Source organism: Herbidospora galbida, from assembly GCF_005233835.1.
GTDB lineage: Bacteria > Actinomycetota > Actinomycetes > Streptosporangiales > Streptosporangiaceae > Herbidospora > Herbidospora galbida.
On sequence record NZ_SZQA01000026.1, the window covers coordinates 89,143 to 107,434 of the forward strand.

The 18,292-nt window shown below is 71.1% G+C and carries 14 protein-coding genes; 5 read left to right on the forward strand and 9 right to left on the reverse strand.

Annotated features, from left to right (window positions below; genetic code table 11):
• Window positions 1-70 precede the first annotated feature (70 nt).
• Together FDA94_RS24970 and FDA94_RS24975 are read right to left on the reverse strand one after the other, a co-directional pair.
• Entirely contained in the window at window positions 71-877 is an 807-nt protein-coding gene (locus tag FDA94_RS24970; RefSeq protein ID WP_137249512.1) for a tyrosine-protein phosphatase, read from the reverse strand.
• A 123-nt stretch (window positions 878-1,000) separates the two neighbouring features.
• Window positions 1,001-3,613: a tetratricopeptide repeat protein gene (locus FDA94_RS24975; protein WP_137249513.1), complete on the reverse strand. Its 2,613-nt coding sequence runs from the start codon at window positions 3,611-3,613 to the stop codon at window positions 1,001-1,003.
• Between the two features lie 156 nt (window positions 3,614-3,769).
• On the opposite strand from FDA94_RS24975, the gene FDA94_RS24980 reads away from it, so the two are divergent.
• The 4 genes from FDA94_RS24980 to FDA94_RS24995 all read left to right on the forward strand — a co-directional run bounded on the left by FDA94_RS24980 (window position 3,770) and on the right by FDA94_RS24995 (window position 7,346).
• Window positions 3,770-4,924 (forward strand): SGNH/GDSL hydrolase family protein, encoded by a 1,155-nt coding sequence (locus tag FDA94_RS24980; RefSeq protein WP_170991113.1) that lies wholly within the window; start codon window positions 3,770-3,772, stop codon window positions 4,922-4,924.
• A 70-nt stretch (window positions 4,925-4,994) separates the two neighbouring features.
• The gene (locus tag FDA94_RS24985) at window positions 4,995-6,527 is read left to right on the forward strand and encodes a choice-of-anchor I family protein (protein ID WP_137249515.1); all 1,533 of its coding nucleotides are present in this window, start codon (window positions 4,995-4,997) and stop codon (window positions 6,525-6,527) included.
• Window positions 6,528-6,545: 18 nt separating this feature from the next.
• On the forward strand, window positions 6,546-6,935 hold the full coding sequence (locus FDA94_RS24990) for a hypothetical protein (protein WP_137249516.1): 390 nt from the start codon (window positions 6,546-6,548) through the stop codon (window positions 6,933-6,935).
• A 159-nt stretch (window positions 6,936-7,094) separates the two neighbouring features.
• Entirely contained in the window at window positions 7,095-7,346 is a 252-nt protein-coding gene (locus tag FDA94_RS24995) for a hypothetical protein (RefSeq protein ID WP_137249517.1), read from the forward strand.
• Window positions 7,347-7,419: 73 nt separating this feature from the next.
• On the opposite strand, the gene FDA94_RS25000 is transcribed toward FDA94_RS24995, so the two are convergent.
• The 4 genes from FDA94_RS25000 to FDA94_RS25015 all read right to left on the reverse strand — a co-directional run bounded on the left by FDA94_RS25000 (window position 7,420) and on the right by FDA94_RS25015 (window position 12,936).
• On the reverse strand, window positions 7,420-8,073 hold the full coding sequence (locus FDA94_RS25000; protein ID WP_137249518.1) for an HAD family hydrolase: 654 nt from the start codon (window positions 8,071-8,073) through the stop codon (window positions 7,420-7,422).
• The gene (gene hrpA, locus FDA94_RS25005; RefSeq protein ID WP_137249519.1) at window positions 8,070-11,915 is read right to left on the reverse strand and encodes an ATP-dependent RNA helicase HrpA; all 3,846 of its coding nucleotides are present in this window, start codon (window positions 11,913-11,915) and stop codon (window positions 8,070-8,072) included. The genes FDA94_RS25000 and hrpA overlap by 4 nt, the downstream gene beginning before the upstream one ends.
• Before the next feature lie 48 nt (window positions 11,916-11,963).
• Window positions 11,964-12,407, reverse strand: a complete 444-nt coding sequence (locus FDA94_RS41175) for a winged helix-turn-helix domain-containing protein (protein ID WP_137249520.1) — start codon at window positions 12,405-12,407, stop codon at window positions 11,964-11,966.
• 73 nt (window positions 12,408-12,480) lie between these two features.
• On the reverse strand, window positions 12,481-12,936 hold the full coding sequence (locus tag FDA94_RS25015) for a hypothetical protein (RefSeq protein WP_137249521.1): 456 nt from the start codon (window positions 12,934-12,936) through the stop codon (window positions 12,481-12,483).
• A 94-nt stretch (window positions 12,937-13,030) separates the two neighbouring features.
• On the opposite strand from FDA94_RS25015, the gene FDA94_RS25020 reads away from it, so the two are divergent.
• A complete protein-coding gene (locus FDA94_RS25020) occupies window positions 13,031-13,930 on the forward strand; it encodes a diacylglycerol/lipid kinase family protein (RefSeq protein ID WP_137249522.1) in 900 nt (299 codons plus the stop codon).
• A gap of 101 nt (window positions 13,931-14,031) precedes the next feature.
• On the opposite strand, the gene ppgK is transcribed toward FDA94_RS25020, so the two are convergent.
• The 3 genes from ppgK to FDA94_RS25035 are packed head-to-tail and all read right to left on the reverse strand — an operon-like array spanning window position 14,032 to window position 18,145.
• The gene (gene ppgK, locus FDA94_RS41370) at window positions 14,032-15,516 is read right to left on the reverse strand and encodes a polyphosphate--glucose phosphotransferase (protein ID WP_212735499.1); all 1,485 of its coding nucleotides are present in this window, start codon (window positions 15,514-15,516) and stop codon (window positions 14,032-14,034) included.
• A 29-nt stretch (window positions 15,517-15,545) separates the two neighbouring features.
• A complete protein-coding gene (locus FDA94_RS25030) occupies window positions 15,546-16,190 on the reverse strand; it encodes a response regulator transcription factor (protein ID WP_212735500.1) in 645 nt (214 codons plus the stop codon).
• Window positions 16,175-18,145: a sensor histidine kinase gene (locus FDA94_RS25035; protein ID WP_137249523.1), complete on the reverse strand. Its 1,971-nt coding sequence runs from the start codon at window positions 18,143-18,145 to the stop codon at window positions 16,175-16,177. Before FDA94_RS25035 ends, FDA94_RS25030 begins: the two co-directional genes overlap by 16 nt.
• Between the last annotated feature and the right edge of the window lie 147 nt (window positions 18,146-18,292).

Sequence of the window (18,292 nt, forward strand, 5' to 3'; positions counted from 1 at the left end):
GGCAGCCTCTCAAGTGGCCGGGCCTGGTCGGGTGGCCGGCCAGGCGGAGCCGTAACGGAACAAGAGCTTTTTAGTCTCTGAGACGGGCGCGGAGGGCGGCGGTGTCGTCGGCGGTCCAGCCGTGTTCGGTGAGCCAGCCCATCGGGCCGCCGTAGCGGGTGTCGAGGATCTCCAGGAAGTGCTCGATGTACTCGGCGCGCGGGACGTGGCTGTCGGCGGGCTTGGAGTCGAGGTCGACGCGGTAGGTGTCGCTGGAGCGGAGCCGTTCGATGATGGCGGCGATGCGTTCGCCGGTCGCCACGTAGTCGGCCACGATGGCCTCGCGGGTCACGCCGGCCACCTCTTCCGCCAGGGCGCAGAGCACGCCGGTGCGGTCTTTGCCGGCGGCGCAGTGGACCAGCGCGGCGCCGTCGCCGTGGGCCATCACGCGGAGGGCGGCCACCACGGAGTCGGGGCGGTCGCGCAGGTAGCCGTAGTAGTGGCCGGTGACGCGCAGTTCGGGGTCGAGGCGTTCGGCGTCGGCCCAGGGGAGGGCGCGCTCGTCGAGTTCCTCCTCGGGCGGGTCGTCACTGGCCGCGTCGGTGAACAGGCCGCCCTCGGCGAAGAGCGTGTGGTGGTGGATCTCCACATCGGTCTCGTCGGTGAGGGGGCCGGGGCCCTCCAGCCGGACCTCGGTGTTCGACCGCAGGTCGATGACGTGGCGCAGCTTCAGCTCCGCCACCAGCAGGTTCACGTCGGCCGGAGTCAGGCTCTGCAGGTTGTCGCCGCGCAGCACCCGGCCGGAACGGGTGACGCCGCCGTCGACGGTCGGCAGGCCCCCCAGGTCCCGGACGTTGACCGCGCCTTCGAGAACTATCCAACGCCCATTCTCATTCATCACGTATGAGCCTATCTGTCTGAGCGAGACGCGCACGGCCGGAGGCCGGGTGTGGCTCGCGCCTCGGAATCTGCCCGATCAACACGTCGGCGGCGTGGCCCCCGCATGAACTCCGTACCCGGTTCAGCGCGGGGGTCGGGCCCGGTCGAGCGCCTCCCTCGCGCGGCGGGCGCCGGCCTCGTTTCCGAGGTGCAGGTAGATGTCCAGCGCCTGGCGGGCGGGGTGGTAGGCCTCGGCCGGGCGGCCGGCCCGGATCAGCACCTCGGCCTCGGTGCGCAGCCCCCGCGCCTGCCACCACCGGTCGCCGAGGGCCTCGAAGTCCTGTACGGCCCCGCGCAGCATCCCCACCGCCTCGTCGACCCGGCCCAGGCGTTCCAGCACCCGCCCCTCGCTGACCTCCGACCGGGCGACGCCCCAGGAGTCGCCCAGCTTGGCCAGCATCTCCTTGGCGTCGCGCACGTTGGCGTGCTCGGTGAGCATGTTCGACGGGTCGCCGATCTCCCCTGCGGCGCGCAGGCTGCGGGCCTGCTCCCACTCCTCGCCCCGGTCGCGGAAGGAGCGGATGGCGAACCCGAGCGCGTTGCCGGCCAGCACGAAGTTGCGTTCGGCCGCGTGGACCTCGCCCCGGGTCAGCAGCATCCGGGCCTCGGCGCCCAGCACCTCGCCCAGGGCCCGCTGGGTCTGTGCCTCGGAGTAGCGGTTGCCGGCCCGCTGGAAGGTGGTCAGCGCCTCCTCCAGCAGTTCGCGGGCCTCGGTGTAGCCGCGCTGGGCCAGGCGGAGTTCGGCCAGGTTGCGCTGGGTGCGGGCGGTCCACCAGCCGTCTCCCCCGGCCTTGAAGGCGGTGATGGCGCCGATGAGGTAGTCCTGGCCCCGGTCGAGGTGGCCGCTGGTGAACAGGGTCATGCCGACCGCGCGCATGGCGCGGGCCGCCCACCAGGCCTCGTTCTGCTCGGTCAGCAGGTCGAGGGCGCGCTGGGCGTCCTTCAGGGCCTCCTCGCCCCGGCCCACTCCCCCGGCGACGGCCGAGCGTTCGAGCAGGGCGATGCCGAGGGCCCGGGGGTCCTCCATGCGTTCTGCGGCGGCGCAGATGACGTCGGCGACGGCCTGCCAGTCGGACCAGTAGGCCCGCAGCGAGTGGCACAGGGAGCAGAACGCGCGGCCGATGCCCCAGGCCAGGTCCCACATCTCTTCCGACTGGGCGGTGTGCACGGCCGACAGCAGCGACAGGCGTTCGGCCGAGAACCAGGTGCCCGAGGTGACCTCGGGGCTCTTCAGCACGCGGATGGCCGAGCCGGTGGCCTCGATGCGGGGCCAGGTGATCTCGTCGGGCGTCTTGCCGCTCACGTGGGCGGCAGGCTCGCGGACGGTGGCGCGGGGGCGGGGACTCCAGTCCTGCGGCCAGCGGATGGCCGCGGCTGCCTCGGCGCGGCGGCGGTAGCCGTACAGGACGCGTTCCATGGCGGCGTGCCGGGCGGGGCCGTGGTCGGCGCGCTGTTCCTGGGCGAACAGGCGGACCAGGTCGTGGAGGCGGTAGCGGGTCTGGCCGGTCAGGTCGCGGCCGGTCACCTCGGCGAGGTGGCTGGCCACCAGCGCCTCGATCTGGTCGGCTCCGTCGGTCTCCGAGACGTCGAGCAGGTCGCCGGCCACCCAGTCGGGGACGTCGGGGGCGGGGAAGCGGGCCAGCAGGCGTAACAGGCGGCGCTGGGTGCCGGTGCACTCGTCGTAGGACAGCTGGACCGAGGCGCGCACGCTCTTGTCGATCTCACGGCCCACTTCGAGCTGGTCGAGGCGGCGGCGTTCGTCTTCGAGGCGGGCGTACAGGTCGGAGAGGGTCCAGTGGGTGCGGGTGGCCAGGCGGCCGCCGCAGATGCTGATGGCCAGGGGCAGCCGGTCGCAGGCCCGGACGATGCCGAGGGCGGCGTCGAGGTCGGCCGCGACCCGCTCGGAGCCCGCCAGGCGGGCCAGCAGTTCGACTCCCTGGGCCTCGGTGAACGCCTGGACCTGGGCGTCGTAGGTGTTGCGCAGCATCAGCGACTTGCGTGAGGTGACGATGACGGCGCAGCGCGGCTCGGTCGGGATCAGGTCCTTGATCTGGTCGCCGTCCTGGGCGTTGTCGAGGAGGATCAGCAGGCGGCGGCCGGTGGTCCACGTCCACCAGAGTTTCTGCAGTTCCGGCAGGCTGCCGACGTCGGTGGTGAGGCGGGCGCCCAGCGCCCGCAGGAAGGCCATCAGCACCTCCTCCGGCCGCACCGCGCCGTCGGCGCCGCGCAGGTCGAAGTAGAGCTGGCCGTCGGGGTAGCGGCCGACCGTCTCGTGGGCGAAGCGGGCGGCCAGCGCCGACTTGCCGACGCCGCCCTGGCCGTAGAGGGAGGCCACCGTCGGGGAGTCGCCCTCACGCCGGCCGAACAGCTCGCGCAGCTCGGCCAGGATGTCGGCGCGGCCGGTGAAGTGGGCGATGACCGGCGGGAGTTCGGCCGGGACGGGGGTGCCGCCCGGTTTGGCCTTGCGGTCGCGGCGGTTCGAGGGGTCGGCGGTGGCCCAGGCGAGCACCCCGGCGAGCACGGCGGCGACCCCGGTGATGCCGATCCCGGCGGCGACCGGGAGGTCCCAGATGTTGGTGACGGCCGCCATGGCGCTGGCGACGGCGGCCACGATCCCGATGGCTGCCGGGGCGGCGGCGGACGAGCGGCGCTTCGACGGCAGGCGATCGTCGTCGTCGCGGGAGGCTTCCGACATCCAGGGGTCCCCTCACGAAAGTGATCTAGTCAGGATTCAAGCACGCCTGTCACCATTCATCCGCAACTCAGGGTCTACTGAGCGAAATGGCCGTAATGTATGGCGTCTCAGAGATCGAACGTTCAGGGGAGAGGGATGTCGCGGCCGGTCGTCCGGATGATCGTTCTGGTATCGGTGCTGGTCGCGGGGTTACTCGCCCCAGGGCAGGCCGTCGCCGCGACCAAGACCCACCTGGTGGGCACCTGGTCGGCCGCGACCGACCGGCTGCCGACGGCGATCGGCGGGCAGACCGTACGCATGATCGTGCGGATCTCCGCGGGCGGCTCGGGGCTGCGCATCCGGCTGTCGAATCTGTACGGTTCGGCCCCGATCGTCCTGCGGTCGATCCACGCCGGCCTCCAGGCCTACGGGGCGGAGATCGAGACCGGCACCAACGAACGGGTGCTGTTCGACCGCCGGAACTACGTCCGGATCCCGGCCGGCAAGGCGGTGTGGAGCGACCCGCTGCCGAAGAGGTTCACCGCCGGGAGCGACCTCGTCGTCAGCGTGTTCGTCCCCGGCACGCACTCCCGGGTGACGGGCCACGAGCGGGCGTACGCGACGACCTTCCTGTCCGACCCGGGCGACCACGCGGCCAAGGACGACGGGTTCCAGTTCAGCTACACCAGCACGCAGTGGTACTTCCTGGACCGCGTCGCCGTCACCGTCCCGGCGAAGGTGCCCGCCGTGGTCGCCATCGGCGACTCGCTCACCGACGGCGCGGGCCAGCCGACCGACTCCAACCGCCGCTGGACCGACTTCCTCAGCCACCGGTTCAGGGGCCGGATCTCGGTGCTGAACGTGGGCATCTCGGGCAACCGGCTGCTGCAGCCGGTGACGGGCGCGAGCGTGGTGCAGCGGTTCGGCCGCGACGCGCTCGGCCAGCCGGGCGTGAAGACGGTCGTGGTGTTCTCGGGCATCAACGACATCTGCAAGGGCGACTACACCTCGGCGGGGCCGCTGATCCACGCGTACAAGAACCTCATCAGGCTCGCCCACCGGCGGAAGGTGCGCGTCGTCGGCGCCACGCTGACCCCCTTCTACGGCTACCCCGCGTGGACCGAGGAGCGGGAGGCGGTGCGGCAGCAGGTGAACAAGTGGATCCGCACCAGCGGGGCGTTCGACGCGGTGGTCGACTTCGACGCGGCGCTGCGCGACCCCACCTATCCCGACCAGCTGGCCGCCTCCTATGACTCGGGCGATCACATCCACCTGAGCGACGCGGGCCGGCGGAAACTGGCCTATTCGATCCGGCTGTCCCAGATCGTCTGAGACATCCGGTTCATGCGCGGGCCACCGCGCATTCAGCGCCGCGTCACCGGGTGTCGCCACGCTGTCGCGCATGCACAACAGGACCCTCCTCGTCACTGGCGCGCTCGTCGCCGGGCTGCTCGCCGCCACCCCCGCGGCGGCGACCCCCCACAAGGGCATCACGCTGCAGTTCCTCGGCCGGTACACCACCGGCGCCTTCGACGCCGGCGCGTCGGAGATCACCGCGTACGACGCGAAGACCCGCCGGGTCTTCGTCGTCAACGCCCAGGACGGCACCGTGGACGTGCTCGACATCCGCGACCCCAGGGCCCCCAGGAAGGTCGGCACCCTGCAGACCCCCGGCGCCAACAGCGTCGCCGTCAAGAACGGCGTCATCGCCGTCGCCCAGCAGGCCGGCGACAAGACCCGGCCCGGGACGGTCGGCCTCTTCTCGACCACCGACCTGCGCAGGCTCCGCTCGGTGACCGTCGGCGCGCTGCCCGACATGCTGACCTTCACGCCCGACGGCTCGACGGTGCTCGTCGCCAACGAGGGCGAGCCGGCCGGCTACTGCGACGGCGACGTCGACCCCGAGGGCTCGATCAGCATCGTGGACGTCCGCCGAGGGTCGGTGAAGACGGCCGACTTCAGGAAGTACGTCGGCAGGGAGGACCGGCTGCGCGCCCAGGGCGTGCGGATCTACGGGCCGAAGGCCAACGCCGCCCAGGACTTCGAGCCCGAGTACATCACCACCGACAGGCACGGCCGCACCGCCTGGGTCTCGCTCCAGGAGAACAACGCGTTCGCGATCGTCGACCTGCGCTCCGGCCGGGTCGAGGACGTGGTGCCGCTGGGCCTGAAGGACCACGCCCGCCCGGGCAACGGCCTGGACGCCTCCGACAAGGACGGCAAGATCAACATCGTGCCGCGCCCGGTCAAGGGCATGTACCAGCCGGACGCGCTGGCCTCCTACCAGTCGCGCGGCCGCACCTACATCGTCGCCGCCAACGAGGGCGACGCCCGCGACTGGGAGTGCTTCGCCGAGGAGGTCCGCGTCAAGGACCTCAAGACGACCCTCCCCGACGCGCTGAAGGCCGACGCCGAGCTCGGCCGGCTGACCGTCACCTCGACCTCGCCGAAGAACGCCGAGGGCGTCACCACCGAGCTGCACGCGATCGGGGCCCGCTCGATCTCGATCCGCGACGCCGGCGGCCGCCTGGTGTGGGACTCGGGCGACCAGATCGAGCAGCTCGTCGCCAAGGAGCTCCCGGCCGAGTTCAACGCCGACCAGGAGAACAAGACCTTCGACTCCCGCAGCGACAACAAGGGCCCCGAGCCGGAGGGCGTGGCCGTCGGCGACGTCAAGGGCCGCACCTACGCCTTCGCCGGCCTGGAGCGCGTCGGCGGCGTCGTCGCCTTCGACGTGACCGACCCCCGCCACCCGACGCTCGCCGACTACGTGAACAGCCGGAACTTCGCCGGTGACGTGGAGGCCGGCACCGGCGGCGACTCCGGCCCCGAGGGCGTCCTGTTCGTGCCCGCGTCCGACAGCCCGACCCGCAAGCCGCTGCTCGTGGTGGGTCATGAGATTTCCGGTACGACCGCGATCTACGAGATCCGCTGACGGTCTACCGTTTGCGGCATGGTGACCCCGCTCGACCCCGACGACCCGCGCTCCCCGGGCGATGACCCGGCGGCCCGTGGCGGTCCCGGACTCGACGACCTTGCCGCGTCCGGTGCCGGGCCGAACGATCCTCGTGGGTCGAGTGACCCGGCGCCGGGCATCTGGGCCGACGACCCCGATCGGCGGCGGTTCACGCGGCCGCCCGCGTGGGCGGGGCATCCGACGCAGAGACGGGCCGCGTCCGGTGCGCCTCAGCGGCCCACGATGCCCGCCAAGCGCAAGGTGCTCGCGTTCGCGTTCGCGGCGCTCGGGGCGGCGCTGTTCGCGGTGGCGGTCACCCTCCTGCCGCCGCTGCTCGCCCCCGATCGGGCATCGAATCCGGCCCCGGAGGCGTCCTGTTGCCGTTAGCCGCAACTCGAAGAGGAATTCCCCGGCCGATCGGGCAATTGACATGCGGCAATGTTGACAATCTTGCGCACTCAGATGACAGCGGCTATTGTCATGGGCGAAAGGGCACGATTCCGCACCATACTCCCGTTAATACGGGAGAAATACGGAGGAGGCTTCTTGAAATTCCGGGTCAAGATCGCGGCGATTCTGGCGATGGCCATCGGCATCCCTGTCCTCATCGGCTCGACGACGCCGGCTTCCGCTGCCGGCAAGGCGGAATACTGCCGGCTCCTCATGTCCTCCATGGGCTACAGCGTCGGACCCAAAGTCACCGACGCCTGCAATTACGCCGGCACGATGACCTGCTATTCGAAACTGCGCCTCCTGGGCGTCAACGCCAACGACGCGAGCTTCGCCTGTCAGATCTGATGCATTTCACAGAATTCCCCCTGCCGGTCCTCCCTAATGGCGACCCGGCAAGGGGAATTCGCGCTTTCTCACCTCACGCGCGGTGGAGCCGCTCCGCCAGTTCGGTCAGGCTGTCGACGATCATGTCGGCCTTCGCCGCGTCGTCGCGGCGCGCGTGCAGGTAACCCCAGGGCCCCCTTCGGAGCAGGGCCGTCTTCATCCCCGCCGCCAGGGCCGGCAGGACGTCGTTGTCGACCCGGTCGCCCACGTAGAGGATCTCGTCCGGCGCGTGGCCCGCGACGGCCAGGACCTTGGCGAAGAACTCCGGGTCGGGCTTGGAGACGCCCCAGCCGGCGCTGGTGTAGATGCCGTCGTGGGGCAGGTCCATGGCGGCCAGCTGGTCGTAGGCCTGGATCGGCTGGTTCCCGGCGATGATCACCTGGTAACCCGCGTCGCGCATCGCCGCCAGCGACGATCGCACGTCGGGGTAGAGGTCGTCGGCGTCGAAGTTCTCGCGCAGGCCGTCGGGGTCGTCCTTCTTCCAGGCGGCCAGTTCGGCGGAGATGTCGCGGCCGGGGGCGACCAGTTCGAACGCCTGCCGGTAGGAGCCTCCGGTGGCGGCCATCGCGCCCAGGGCGCCCATGAACGTCAGCGGGGTGACGCCGAGACGCTTGGACCAGCGCCACCAGATGCGCGACTCGTCGATCAGGGTCTCGCCGACGTCGAGCACCACGGAGCGGATCGTCATAGCTGGGCCATCGCCTTTCTGATGCGTTTCTCCGACACGGGGGTCGGGGTGCCCAACTGCTGGGCGAAGAAGCTGACCCGGAGTTCCTCCAGCATCCACCTGATCTCGCCCACCGCCGCGGCGTTCCGGCGGGCCGGGGGCAGGCCGGCGACCAGGTCGCGGTAGTCGTCTTCGAGGTCGTGGAGCTGGTGCATGAGGGCCCGGTCGCGGTGGACGTCGTCGGCCAGTTTCTCCAGGCGCCGTTCGACGGCCCGCAGGTAGCGGTGCAGGTCGGGGAGGCGCTGGTAGCCGGTCTCCAGGACGAAGCCGGGATAGACGAGCGACGAGAGCTGGTCGTTGACGTCGGCGACGATGTCGGGCGGGCCCTGGAGCCGGTTCTGGACGGTGTGCCAGACGCCCAGCACCTTCTCGACCCGGGTCACGGTCTCCCAGGTCACGGCGTAGAGGTCGGCGCGGACCTGGTCGAGCAGGGCGGTGAAGGCCAGTTCGTCCCAGGCGGGGCCCTTGGCGTCGGCGATGAGCTTGTCGGCGGCGCAGGCGACGCAGTCGTCGAACAGGGCGGGGGCGCCGCCGTGGGGGCTGCGCGAGAGCGACAGCTTCTCGGCCGTCGACAGGCCGCGCAGGATCTGCTTCGCCGGGTTCACCACGTTGAGCAGCACCAGTCTGCGGGTGCCGGCCCACATGGCGCGCTCCTGTTCGGCCGCGGTCTCGTACATGCGCACCGAGACGCTGGTCGTCTGGTCGGTCAGGGCCGGGTAGGCCTTGAGGCGGCCCTGTTCGAAGACCTTCGGGAGGGTGCCGATGGTCCAGGACGTGAGGCCGGTCCGTTCGAGCGTGTCGGCGGCCTCTGAAAGGGTTTCGCGGATCTTCGGGGCCAGGCGGCGCTTGAGGCCCTGGAGGTCCTTGTCCTCGGCGACCATGCGGCGTTTGTCGTCGACGACCCGGTAGGTCACCCGCAGGTGGTCGGGCAGGGCCTCGACGTTCCACGCGTCGCGGGGGACGGCGACGCCGGTCTGCCGCAGCAGCTCCCGTTCGAGGGCGTCGAGGAGCGGCTCGCTGCCGGGTTTGACCTGGGCCAGCACGGCCTTGGCGTAGTTGGGGGCCGGCACGAAGTTGCGGCGCAGGTGCTTGGGCAGCGACCGGATCAGGGCGGTGACCAGTTCCTCGCGCAGGCCGGGGATCTGCCAGTCGAGGCCCGCGTCGGTCACCTGGTTCAGCACCGACAGCGGGACGTGCACGGTCACGCCGTCGGCCTCGGTGCCGGGTTCGAACTGGTAGGTCAGCTTCATCCGGTGGCCGCCCTGGCGGACGGCGTCGGGGTAGTCCTGCGCGGAGACGCCGGAGTTCTCGTTGACCAGCATCTCGGGCGTGAAGGTCAGCGACGACTTGTCGGGCTGCTTCTTCCACCACGCGTCGAAGTGGGCGCCGGAGACCACGTCGGACGGGATCCGCTGGTCGTAGAAGTCGAACAGGGTCTCGTCGTCGACCACGATGTCACGGCGCCGGGCCTTCTCCTCCAGCTCGGCGGCCTCGGCGAGGAGTTTGCGGTTCTCGTGGAAGAACCGGTGGTGGGTGCGCCAGTCGCCCTCGACCAGGGCGTTGCGGACGAACAGCTCGCGGGCGAGCTCGGGGTCGATGCGGCCGTAGTTGACCTTGCGCTCGGTGACGATCGGGACGCCGTAGAGGGTGACCTTCTCGTAGGCCATCACGGCGGCCTGGTCCTTCTCCCAGTGCGGTTCGCTGTAGGTGCGTTTGACCAGGTGCTGGGCGAGCGGCTCGATCCACGACGGCTCGATCTTGGCGTTGACCCGCGCCCACAGGCGGCTCGTCTCGACCAGCTCGGCCGACATGACCCACTGGGGCTGCTGCCGGGCCAGCGCCGAGCCGGGGAAGATGGCGAATCTGGCGTTGCGGGCGCCGATGTACTCGGTCATCGGGCGGCGGCCGCCGGGCTGGTCCTTCTTGGCGACGTCCTTCACGCCGATGTGCGACAGCAGGCCGGCGAGCAGCGACAGGTGGACGCGCTGCGGGTCGGCGTCGGCCGTGTTGAGCACCACGCCCAGGGTGCGGGCGACCGAGCGGAGCTGGGAGTCGATGTCCTGCCACTCGCGTACGCGCAGGTAGTTGAGGTATTCGGCCTTGCACAGCCGCCGGAACGCGCTCGACGACAGCTCCTTCTGCTGCTCGCGCAGGTAGCGCCACAGGTTCAGGTAGGTCAGGAAGTCGGATTCCTTGTCGGCGAACCGGCGGTGCTTCTCGTCGGCGGCCTGCTGCTTGTCGGCCGGGCGCTCGCGCGGGTCCTGGATCGACAGCGCCGCCGCGATGATCATGACCTCGCGGGCGCAGCCGTTGGTCTGGGCCTCCAGCACCATCCGGGCCAGGCGGGGGTCGACCGGGAGCTGGGCCAGCTTGCGGCCCATCGGGGTCAGCCCCTTGGCCTCGCCCTTGTTGTCGAGCGCGCCGAGCTCCAGGAGCAGGTTCACGCCGTCGCTGATCTGCCGCTTGTCGGGCGGCTCGACGAACGGGAAGGCCGCGATGTCGCCCAGGCCGAGGCTGGTCATCTGCAGGATGACGCTGGCCAGGTTGGTGCGCAGGATCTCGGGGTCGGTGAACTCCGGACGCCCGGTGAAGTCGTCTTCGCCGTAGAGACGGATGCAGATGCCGTCGCTGGTACGCCCGCAGCGGCCCTTCCGCTGGTTCGCGGACGCCTGGGAGATGGGCTCGATGGGCAGGCGCTGCACCTTCAGCCGGTGGCTGTAGCGCGAGATGCGCGCGGTGCCGGGGTCGATGACGTATTTGATGCCCGGCACGGTCAGCGAGGTCTCGGCGACGTTGGTCGCCAGCACGATCCTTCTGCGCGAGCCCCGCTGGAAGACCTTGTGCTGCTCGGCGGCCGACAGGCGGGCGTACAGGGGCAGGACCTCCTCGCGGCGGCCCTTCAGCGCCTCGGCCGTGTCGCGGATCTCGCGCTCGCCGCTGAGGAAGACCAGGATGTCGCCCGGCCCCTCGGCGACCAGTTCGTCGACGGCGTCGACGATGGCCTGGGTCTGGTCGTCTTGCTCGTCTTCGATCGGGCGGTAGCGGACCTCGACCGGGTAGGTGCGGCCGCTGACCTCGATGATCGGGGCGTCGTCGAAGTGGCGGGAGAAGCGCTCGGGGTCGATGGTCGCCGAGGTGATGACGACCTTGAGGTCGGGGCGCTTGGGCAGCAGCTGCTTCAGGTAGCCGAGGATGAAGTCGATGTTGAGGCTGCGCTCGTGGGCCTCGTCGATGATGAGGGTGTCGTACTGGCTGAGGAACCGGTCGGTCTGCATCTCGGCCAGCAGGATGCCGTCGGTCATCAGCTTGACCAGCGTGTTGTCGCTCGAATGGTCGGTGAACCTGACCTTGTAGCCGACCGCCTCGCCCAGCTCGATGTTCAGCTCTTCCGCGATGCGCTCGGCGACCGTGCGGGCGGCGAGGCGGCGTGGCTGGGTGTGCCCGATCTGCCCCTGTACGCCCCTCCCGAGCTCCAGGCAGATCTTCGGGAGCTGGGTGGTCTTGCCGGACCCCGTCTCCCCCGCGACGATCACGACCTGGTGGTCGCGGATGGCTTCGAGCAGGTCGTCTCTGCGCTGGCTGACCGGCAGCTGCGCAGGGTAACCGATCGACGGCATCGCCTCGCGGCGGGCGGCGACCCGTGCCTCGGCGGTCTCCACCTCGCCGGACAGTTCGGTGAGAATCTTCTGGCGGGCCTTGGGGTCGCGTACCTTGCGCACGCCGTCGACACGACGGCGCAACCGCCGTTGGTCGCGCAGCATCAGGCCGGACAGGCGGGTCTGGAGATCGGAGAGCGTGTTCATCCCATCCTCAAGGATAGGCAGCTTGCCCGGCCCTCCAGCCAATGGTTTTTACCCGGCGTACTTGTAACCCACGTTACGCACCGTGACGATCCGGGCCGCGTGCCGCCCCAGCTTGCGGCGCAGGCGCAGGATGTGGACGTCGACCGTCCGGGCGCCGGCGTCGTCGTAGCGGTCCCAGACGGCGGCGAGGAGCTGGCGGCGGTTGTAGACGCGGCCGGGAGCCGCGGCCAGGTAGTCGAGGAGCTCGAACTCGCGGTAGGTCAGGTCGATCTCGGCGCCGTCGGCGGTGACGGTGCGGCTGTCGCGGTCGATCTGGATCTCGCGCTGGGGGCGGGGGACCTTGCCCGTGTCGCCGACCAGGTAGCCGACGACGACCAGAGACGCGCCCGTCTCCGGCACGGGGATGACGCCCAGCACGGCGCCTTCGCCGGGGTCGGCTCCGGCTATGTCGCGCTGGCGAGCCATGAGATCGATGACTGTCGCATGGGTCATGGTCGTCCCCTTTCCTCGTAGTTACCGAGAACAATACCACCTATACAAGTAGGAATTGAGGGTTAGCTGTGTCTCAGTCCTCGGGAAACCAGGCGATGACGAGCACAGAGCCGGGGTCGTGGTCGTATTCGGCGAGGAAGACATCGAGGCGGCGGCCGTCGGCCACCGTCCCCAGGCCCGCCAGCCGGTCCTCGTCGCCCTTCTCCTCGGCGAGCCGGGCGGCGGAGACCGGGGTCCATCCCCGCGTCCGGAACGCGGCCGTCAACTCCCCGGTGGTCGTGCCGTCGACGTGGACGGCGATCGAGGGCTCCTCCCTCGGCCGCTCGCAGCCGCTGTCCGCGTCGACCTGGCTCCGCCCCTCCGCAGGGAGGACCGCCAGCACGATCTCGGTCAACCGGTCCGTCTCCGGCCGGCGGTCGGCCACACAGTCCGGGTCCTCGGACTTCAGCACGTATTCCACGTATCTCAGCGCCCCGGCCACCGCCGTGAAATAGACGCCGAGCACCGCAGTGGCCAATGCGAGCATCACGGCCAATAATCGTCCGCCCCTCATGATCGCCACATCATAGGCAAGCCGCGCGCTTCCGGACTGAGGGCCGCGATGGCGGGTAGCAAGGCGCTCTGTGAAGACGATCGCTGTTGTCGCGCATCAGAAGAAGACGCTCGGCGGGGGTCTCGACCGCCTCCGGTCGCTGCTGGCCGAGCACCATGACGGTGAGCTGCTCTGGTACGAGGTCCCGAAGAGCAAGAAGGCTCCGAAGGCCGCCAAGGCCGCCCTCGACAAGGGCGCGGAACTGGTCTTCGTGTGGGGCGGCGACGGCACCGTGCAGCGCTGCGTCGACGTGCTGGCCGGGTCGAAGGCCGCTGTGGCCATCCTGCCCGCCGGCACCGCCAATCTGCTGGCCCGCAACCTGGGCGTGCCCGCCGACCTCGATGAGGCGGTCCGGATCGGGTTCCACGGCCGGCGCGCGCGGCTCGACCTGGGCAGGCTCAACGGCGAGCACTTCGCCGTCATGGCCGGGGCCGGGTTCGACGCCGAGATGATCGCCGACGCCGACCGGGGCCTGAAGGAGCGGATGGGCAAGCTCGCCTACTGGTGGACGGGCCTGCGGCACGCCGGTTCGAGCGTGGTGGCCACCAGCATCGACCTCGACGGCGAGCGGTGGTTCGAGGGCGACGCGTCCTGCGTGCTGTTCGGCAACGTCGGCACGGTCGGCGGCGGCATCGAGGCCTTCGACGACGCCAAACCCGACGACGGGTGGCTGGAGGTCGGCGTGTCGACGGCCAAGGGGCCGATCGAGTGGGCGCGGACCCTCGGCCAGATGTCGTCGGGGCGGTCGGACGAGTCGCCGTTCCTGCGCATCACCCGGGCGCGGAAGGTGACGGTCCGGTTCGCGGCGCCGACGACGTACGAGATGGACGGCGGCGCCCGCGGCCAGGCCACCAAGCTCAAGGTCAAGATCGTCCCGAAGGCGATCACCTTCTGCGTGCCGGACGCGGCGCCCTTCGCGAAGAGCGCCTGAACACCCTGCGGGGTGCTGCCTGCTCTCCAGGTCAGCACCCCGGTGCCGTCACCTCATACGTAATAACGGCCCGGCCGGCTCCATCTGGCCGGGCCCCCGGATCAGCCCGTCATCCGGCGCGACCCGGACGAGCCGGACGAGCCGGACGACCGCTTCGGCGTCGCCGAGCGGCGGGTGGTGCCCCCGGCGGACCGGGTGGTGCGGCGCGCGGCCGGAGTGCCGTTCGAGCGGCTCGTCGAGGTCTTGCCGGAACCGGTCGCGCGGGCCGGTGAGGTCCGCGTCGAGCGCGACGAGGTCGACCGGCTCGGGGTCGCCGACCCGTTCGAACGCGACGCGGAGGTCTTCGACGTCGCGGTCGAACGGCTCGTGGTCGAACGGCTCGGGGTCGTCTTGCGGGCCGTGGTCGAACGGCTCGTGCCCGTGGTCGAGCGGCTCGGAGTCGTCTTGCGGGCCGTGGTCGAACGGCCGGTTCCCGTGGTGGAACGGCCAGTGGTGGAACGGCCCGTGGTGGAACGGCCCGTGGTGGAACGGCCCGTGGTGGAACGGCCCGTGGTGGAACGGCTCGTGCCCGTCGCGCGGGCCGTGGTCGAGCGTGAGGTGGCGGTCCGGCCCGTGCCCGTGCGGGCGGTCGAGCGGCCCGAGGTGCTCTTCGACGTACCGGAAGAGGCGGTTCGGCGGGCCGTCGTGGTGCCGGACCTGGATGACGTGCCACGGTTCGGGGTGGTCGCGGCGGACCTGCGGGCGGCACTGCGGGTCGCGCCCGTGGTGGCGCGGGCGCCGCGCGGCCTCGACGTCGTCGTGGTGGTGCGGCGTGAGGTGGTGCGGCGCGAGGTGCCGCGCGCCGGCTTCAGGGCCATGGTCTCCTCGGCGGCCAGGGCCGCGCCGACGATGCCGGCCTCGTTCAGGAGCATGGCCGGGACGACCGGGGTCCGCAGGTCGACCATGGGCAGGTACTTGTCGCTCTTCTTGCTGATGCCGCCGCCGAGAACCATCAGGCCGGGGCTGAAGAGCATTTCCATGTGGCGCAGGTACTGGCCGATGCGCTTGGCGTATTTGTCCCATGACATGTCGCGTTTGTCGCGGGCGGCGTCGGACGCCCTCGACTCGGCTTCCTTACCCTTGAGTTCGAGATGGCCGAACTCGGTGTTGGGCACCAGCTTGCCGCCCACGAAGAGGGCGCTGCCGATGCCGGTGCCGATGGTGAGGACCAGGACGACGCCCTGGTTGTTCTTGCCCGCGCCGAAGGCCATCTCCGCCATACCGGCGGCGTCGGCGTCGTTGATGACCATGACGCTGTCGAGGTTCTTGCCGAAGAGCTTGTTGGCGTTGACGCCGATCCACGACTTGTCGACGTTCGCGGCGGTCCGGATCTCGCCGTCGACCACCACCCCCGGGAACGTGATGCCGACCGGACCGGTCCACTCGAAGTGGTCGACGAGTTTGGCCACGACCTCCGCGATCGCCTTCGGCGTAGCCGGCTGCGGGGTCGGAATTCGGTGGCGCTCCGCCATGAGTTCGCCCGTTTTCGTGTCAACGGGCGCGCCCTTGATTCCGGAGCCGCCGATGTCGATGCCGAGAACGTTCATACTCGGAGCGTTACCCGGAGGAATCACCCTCATTCCCCCATACCGGCGTCTCTAGCTCGGGCAACGGCCGCCGCGCGGTCGGTCACGCCGAGTTTCGTGAAGATGTTGGAGACGTGATTTCTGACTGTTTTCTCGCTGAGTACGAGCTTTCTGGCGATGGCGTGGTTCGTCAGCCCGCGCGCGAGGAGGGCGAGCACCTCGGTTTCGCGTTCGGTCAATTCCGGGAACGGGCTTGACCTTTTCGATGGGTTCGAAAGCGCGGCCAGGACGCGCGTTCCGGCCCCGTGGCCGAACACGACCTGCCCGGCGGCGACCGCGGCGACCGAACGGGCGATCTCTTCCGGGGTGGCCTCCTTGAGCAGGTAGCCGCGCGCGCCGGCCCGGACCATGTCGTGGATGGTGGCGTCGTCGCCGAGCATCGTCAGGGCGAGCACCGCCACGTCGGGCAGGTCCCCCACGATGACGCGGGTCGCCTCGACGCCGCTCATCCCGGGCAGGTGCAGGTCCATCAGCACGACGTCGGGCCGGGTCGCGCGCGCTAACTCGACGGCGCGCTCGCCCGTCGCGGCGTGCCCGGCGACCTCCACGCCGTCGAGGTCGCCGAGCAGGGCGACCAGGCCGTCGGCGAACATCGGGTGGTCTTCGACGACGAGGACCTTCATGGTTTTCCCCATGGTTCCTCCAGAGGCAGGACGACCCGGACGGACGTGCCGCCGCCGGGCTCGGTGACCAGGTCGAACGTGCCGCCGAGGTCGGTGGCGCGGCGGCGCATCGACGACAGTCCGACCCCCGGTCGCACCGGCTCGGGCAGCCCGGAACCGTCGTCGTCGATCCGGAGTCGCAAGCCACCATCGCAGACGTCCAGGTCGATGGCGCAGCATGACGCGCCCGAATGGCGGGCGGCGTTGTTCATCGCCTCGGCCGCGATCCGGTAGGCGGCCAGTTCGACCGGGGCGGGCATGACGGGCAGCGCGCCCGCGGTGCGCACGACCACGGCCAGGCCGCCGGTGAAGTTCCCGGCCAGCTCCTCCAGCGCGCCGGTCAGCCCGAGGTCGTCGAGGGGCGGCGGGCGCAGGTCGTTGACGATCGCCCGGACGTTCACCACGGTCGCCCTGATCTGGGTCGCCAGCCCGGCCAGCAGCTCGGCCGCCTCCGGGGCCCGGCGGCGGGCCCGGTCGGCCTGGAACGCCAGCGCGGCCAGCGTGGGGCCGACGCCGTCGTGGAGCTCGTGCATGAGGCGGGCGCGCTCCTCCTCGCGGGCCGCCAGCAGCCGCCGGTGCGACCGTTCGAGGTCGGCGGCCAGGCGGTGGGCCCGCACGGTCACCGCGATGTGCGGCGCGAGTTCGGTCAGCACCGTCCGGTCGCGGCGGCGCAGCGGCTCCCCCACGACGAGCGTGCCGGTCTCCGCGCCCCGGTGCCGGAGCGGGACGCGTTCGAGCGGGCCGCCGGGCTCGCCCCAGGCCGCGACGACCACGCCGTCTTCCTCGACGGCGACGTACCGCACGCGCAGCGCCCTGCCCAGCGACTCGGTGACCTGTTCGAGCAGCTCGGAGGGGTGCCCGGCGCCCGCCAGCCGGTCGCCGAGCCGGCGCAGCGCGGCCACCGGGTCGTCGCGCTCGCCGAAGACCACCTGGTTGGCCCGCCGGTGGATCCTCGTGTACGCCGGATGCGCCAGCACCGCCGCCACCGCAAGCGCCAGCGGGGAGAGGTTGCCGAGGAGGAGGGCGCCGGCGGCGTACACGACCACGAGGGTCACCACCAGGGCGGCGACGGTGAGGGTGCGTACCAGCAGCAGGTCGATGTCCCACAGCCGGTGCCGCAGGACCGCGACGGCGAGCGCCACCGGCAGCGGGATCGGCGCCAGGACGATCAGCTCGGGGCTGTCCAGCACCGGCGGCGCGGCCGCCGCGACCACCGCGAGCGTGAGCAGACCCCCCGCCAGCACCCACTGCACCTGCCGCCTGACCTCCCCCGACGCCCGCCGGTAGCGCCGGCCGAGCGACCCGATCGCGGCCACGGCGGCGGCCAGCCCGAGGATCTGCCCGGCCGTCTGGAGGGGCGGCGCGAACTGCTGGAACGGCGGCACCACCCCGGTGTAGCCGGGCGGGAACAGGTGCGGCACGTCGACGTCCTCCGCCGGGGCCAGCGCCCACCCGGCCGCGCCGGTCACCATCGCCGCCACCGCCAGCGCCGCCACCGGCCACCAGCGGCGCGAGGGCAGCCGCCCGTCGGGCAGGAACAGCGGGAACAGCGTCGGCACGGCCAGATAGGGCGGCACCCACAGCCAGTTCGACACCCACATGAGCTCGTCGTCGAACGGCAGCGCCCGGTCGTTGATCCCGACGAGCCCGTAGGCGCCGATGGCCAGCGAGAACCCCTGCGCGAACCCGACCGCCAGCAGCAGCCACCCGACCCGCAGCTCCGGCCGCCGGGTGACCACGAACGCGCCGGGCACCCCGAACGCGACCGCCGTGACGGCCCGGAACGCGTCGAACCGCTCGACGAACCCGGCCACGTTCCGCTCGCGGAGGAGGGGTTCGACGGCGAGCGCCCCGGCCACGAACAGCAGGATGAGCCCGGCGACCGCGAACCCGGAATCGCCGAGGATCCGTCTGTTCCTGCTGTTCATCCGGCTTATCGTCGCATTCGGGACGTCCCGGCGTCATGGGACGAGAAGTCCCGGGTCTCGACGTGATCAGCGCCTCATGCGGGGATGGCGCAGGGCCCGTCAGGCTGGGCCGCATGACGACTCCGCCAGGCGTGACCGGCAGCGGCT

Coding starts and splice junctions, on each gene's coding strand:
- FDA94_RS24990 (WP_137249516.1), top strand. CDS start 6,546: ATGGTGACCCCGCTCGACCCCGACGACCCGCGCTCCCCGGGCGATGAC.
- hrpA (WP_137249519.1), bottom strand. CDS start 11,915: ATGAACACGCTCTCCGATCTCCAGACCCGCCTGTCCGGCCTGATGCTG.
- FDA94_RS24975 (WP_137249513.1), bottom strand. CDS start 3,613: ATGTCGGAAGCCTCCCGCGACGACGACGATCGCCTGCCGTCGAAGCGC.
- FDA94_RS41175 (WP_137249520.1), bottom strand. CDS start 12,407: ATGACCCATGCGACAGTCATCGATCTCATGGCTCGCCAGCGCGACATA.
- FDA94_RS25035 (WP_137249523.1), bottom strand. CDS start 18,145: ATGAACAGCAGGAACAGACGGATCCTCGGCGATTCCGGGTTCGCGGTC.
- FDA94_RS24970 (WP_137249512.1), bottom strand. CDS start 877: ATGAATGAGAATGGGCGTTGGATAGTTCTCGAAGGCGCGGTCAACGTC.
- FDA94_RS25030 (WP_212735500.1), bottom strand. CDS start 16,190: ATGGGGAAAACCATGAAGGTCCTCGTCGTCGAAGACCACCCGATGTTC.
- FDA94_RS24980 (WP_170991113.1), top strand. CDS start 3,770: ATGATCGTTCTGGTATCGGTGCTGGTCGCGGGGTTACTCGCCCCAGGG.
- ppgK (WP_212735499.1), bottom strand. CDS start 15,516: ATGAACGTTCTCGGCATCGACATCGGCGGCTCCGGAATCAAGGGCGCG.
- FDA94_RS24985 (WP_137249515.1), top strand. CDS start 4,995: ATGCACAACAGGACCCTCCTCGTCACTGGCGCGCTCGTCGCCGGGCTG.
- FDA94_RS25000 (WP_137249518.1), bottom strand. CDS start 8,073: ATGACGATCCGCTCCGTGGTGCTCGACGTCGGCGAGACCCTGATCGAC.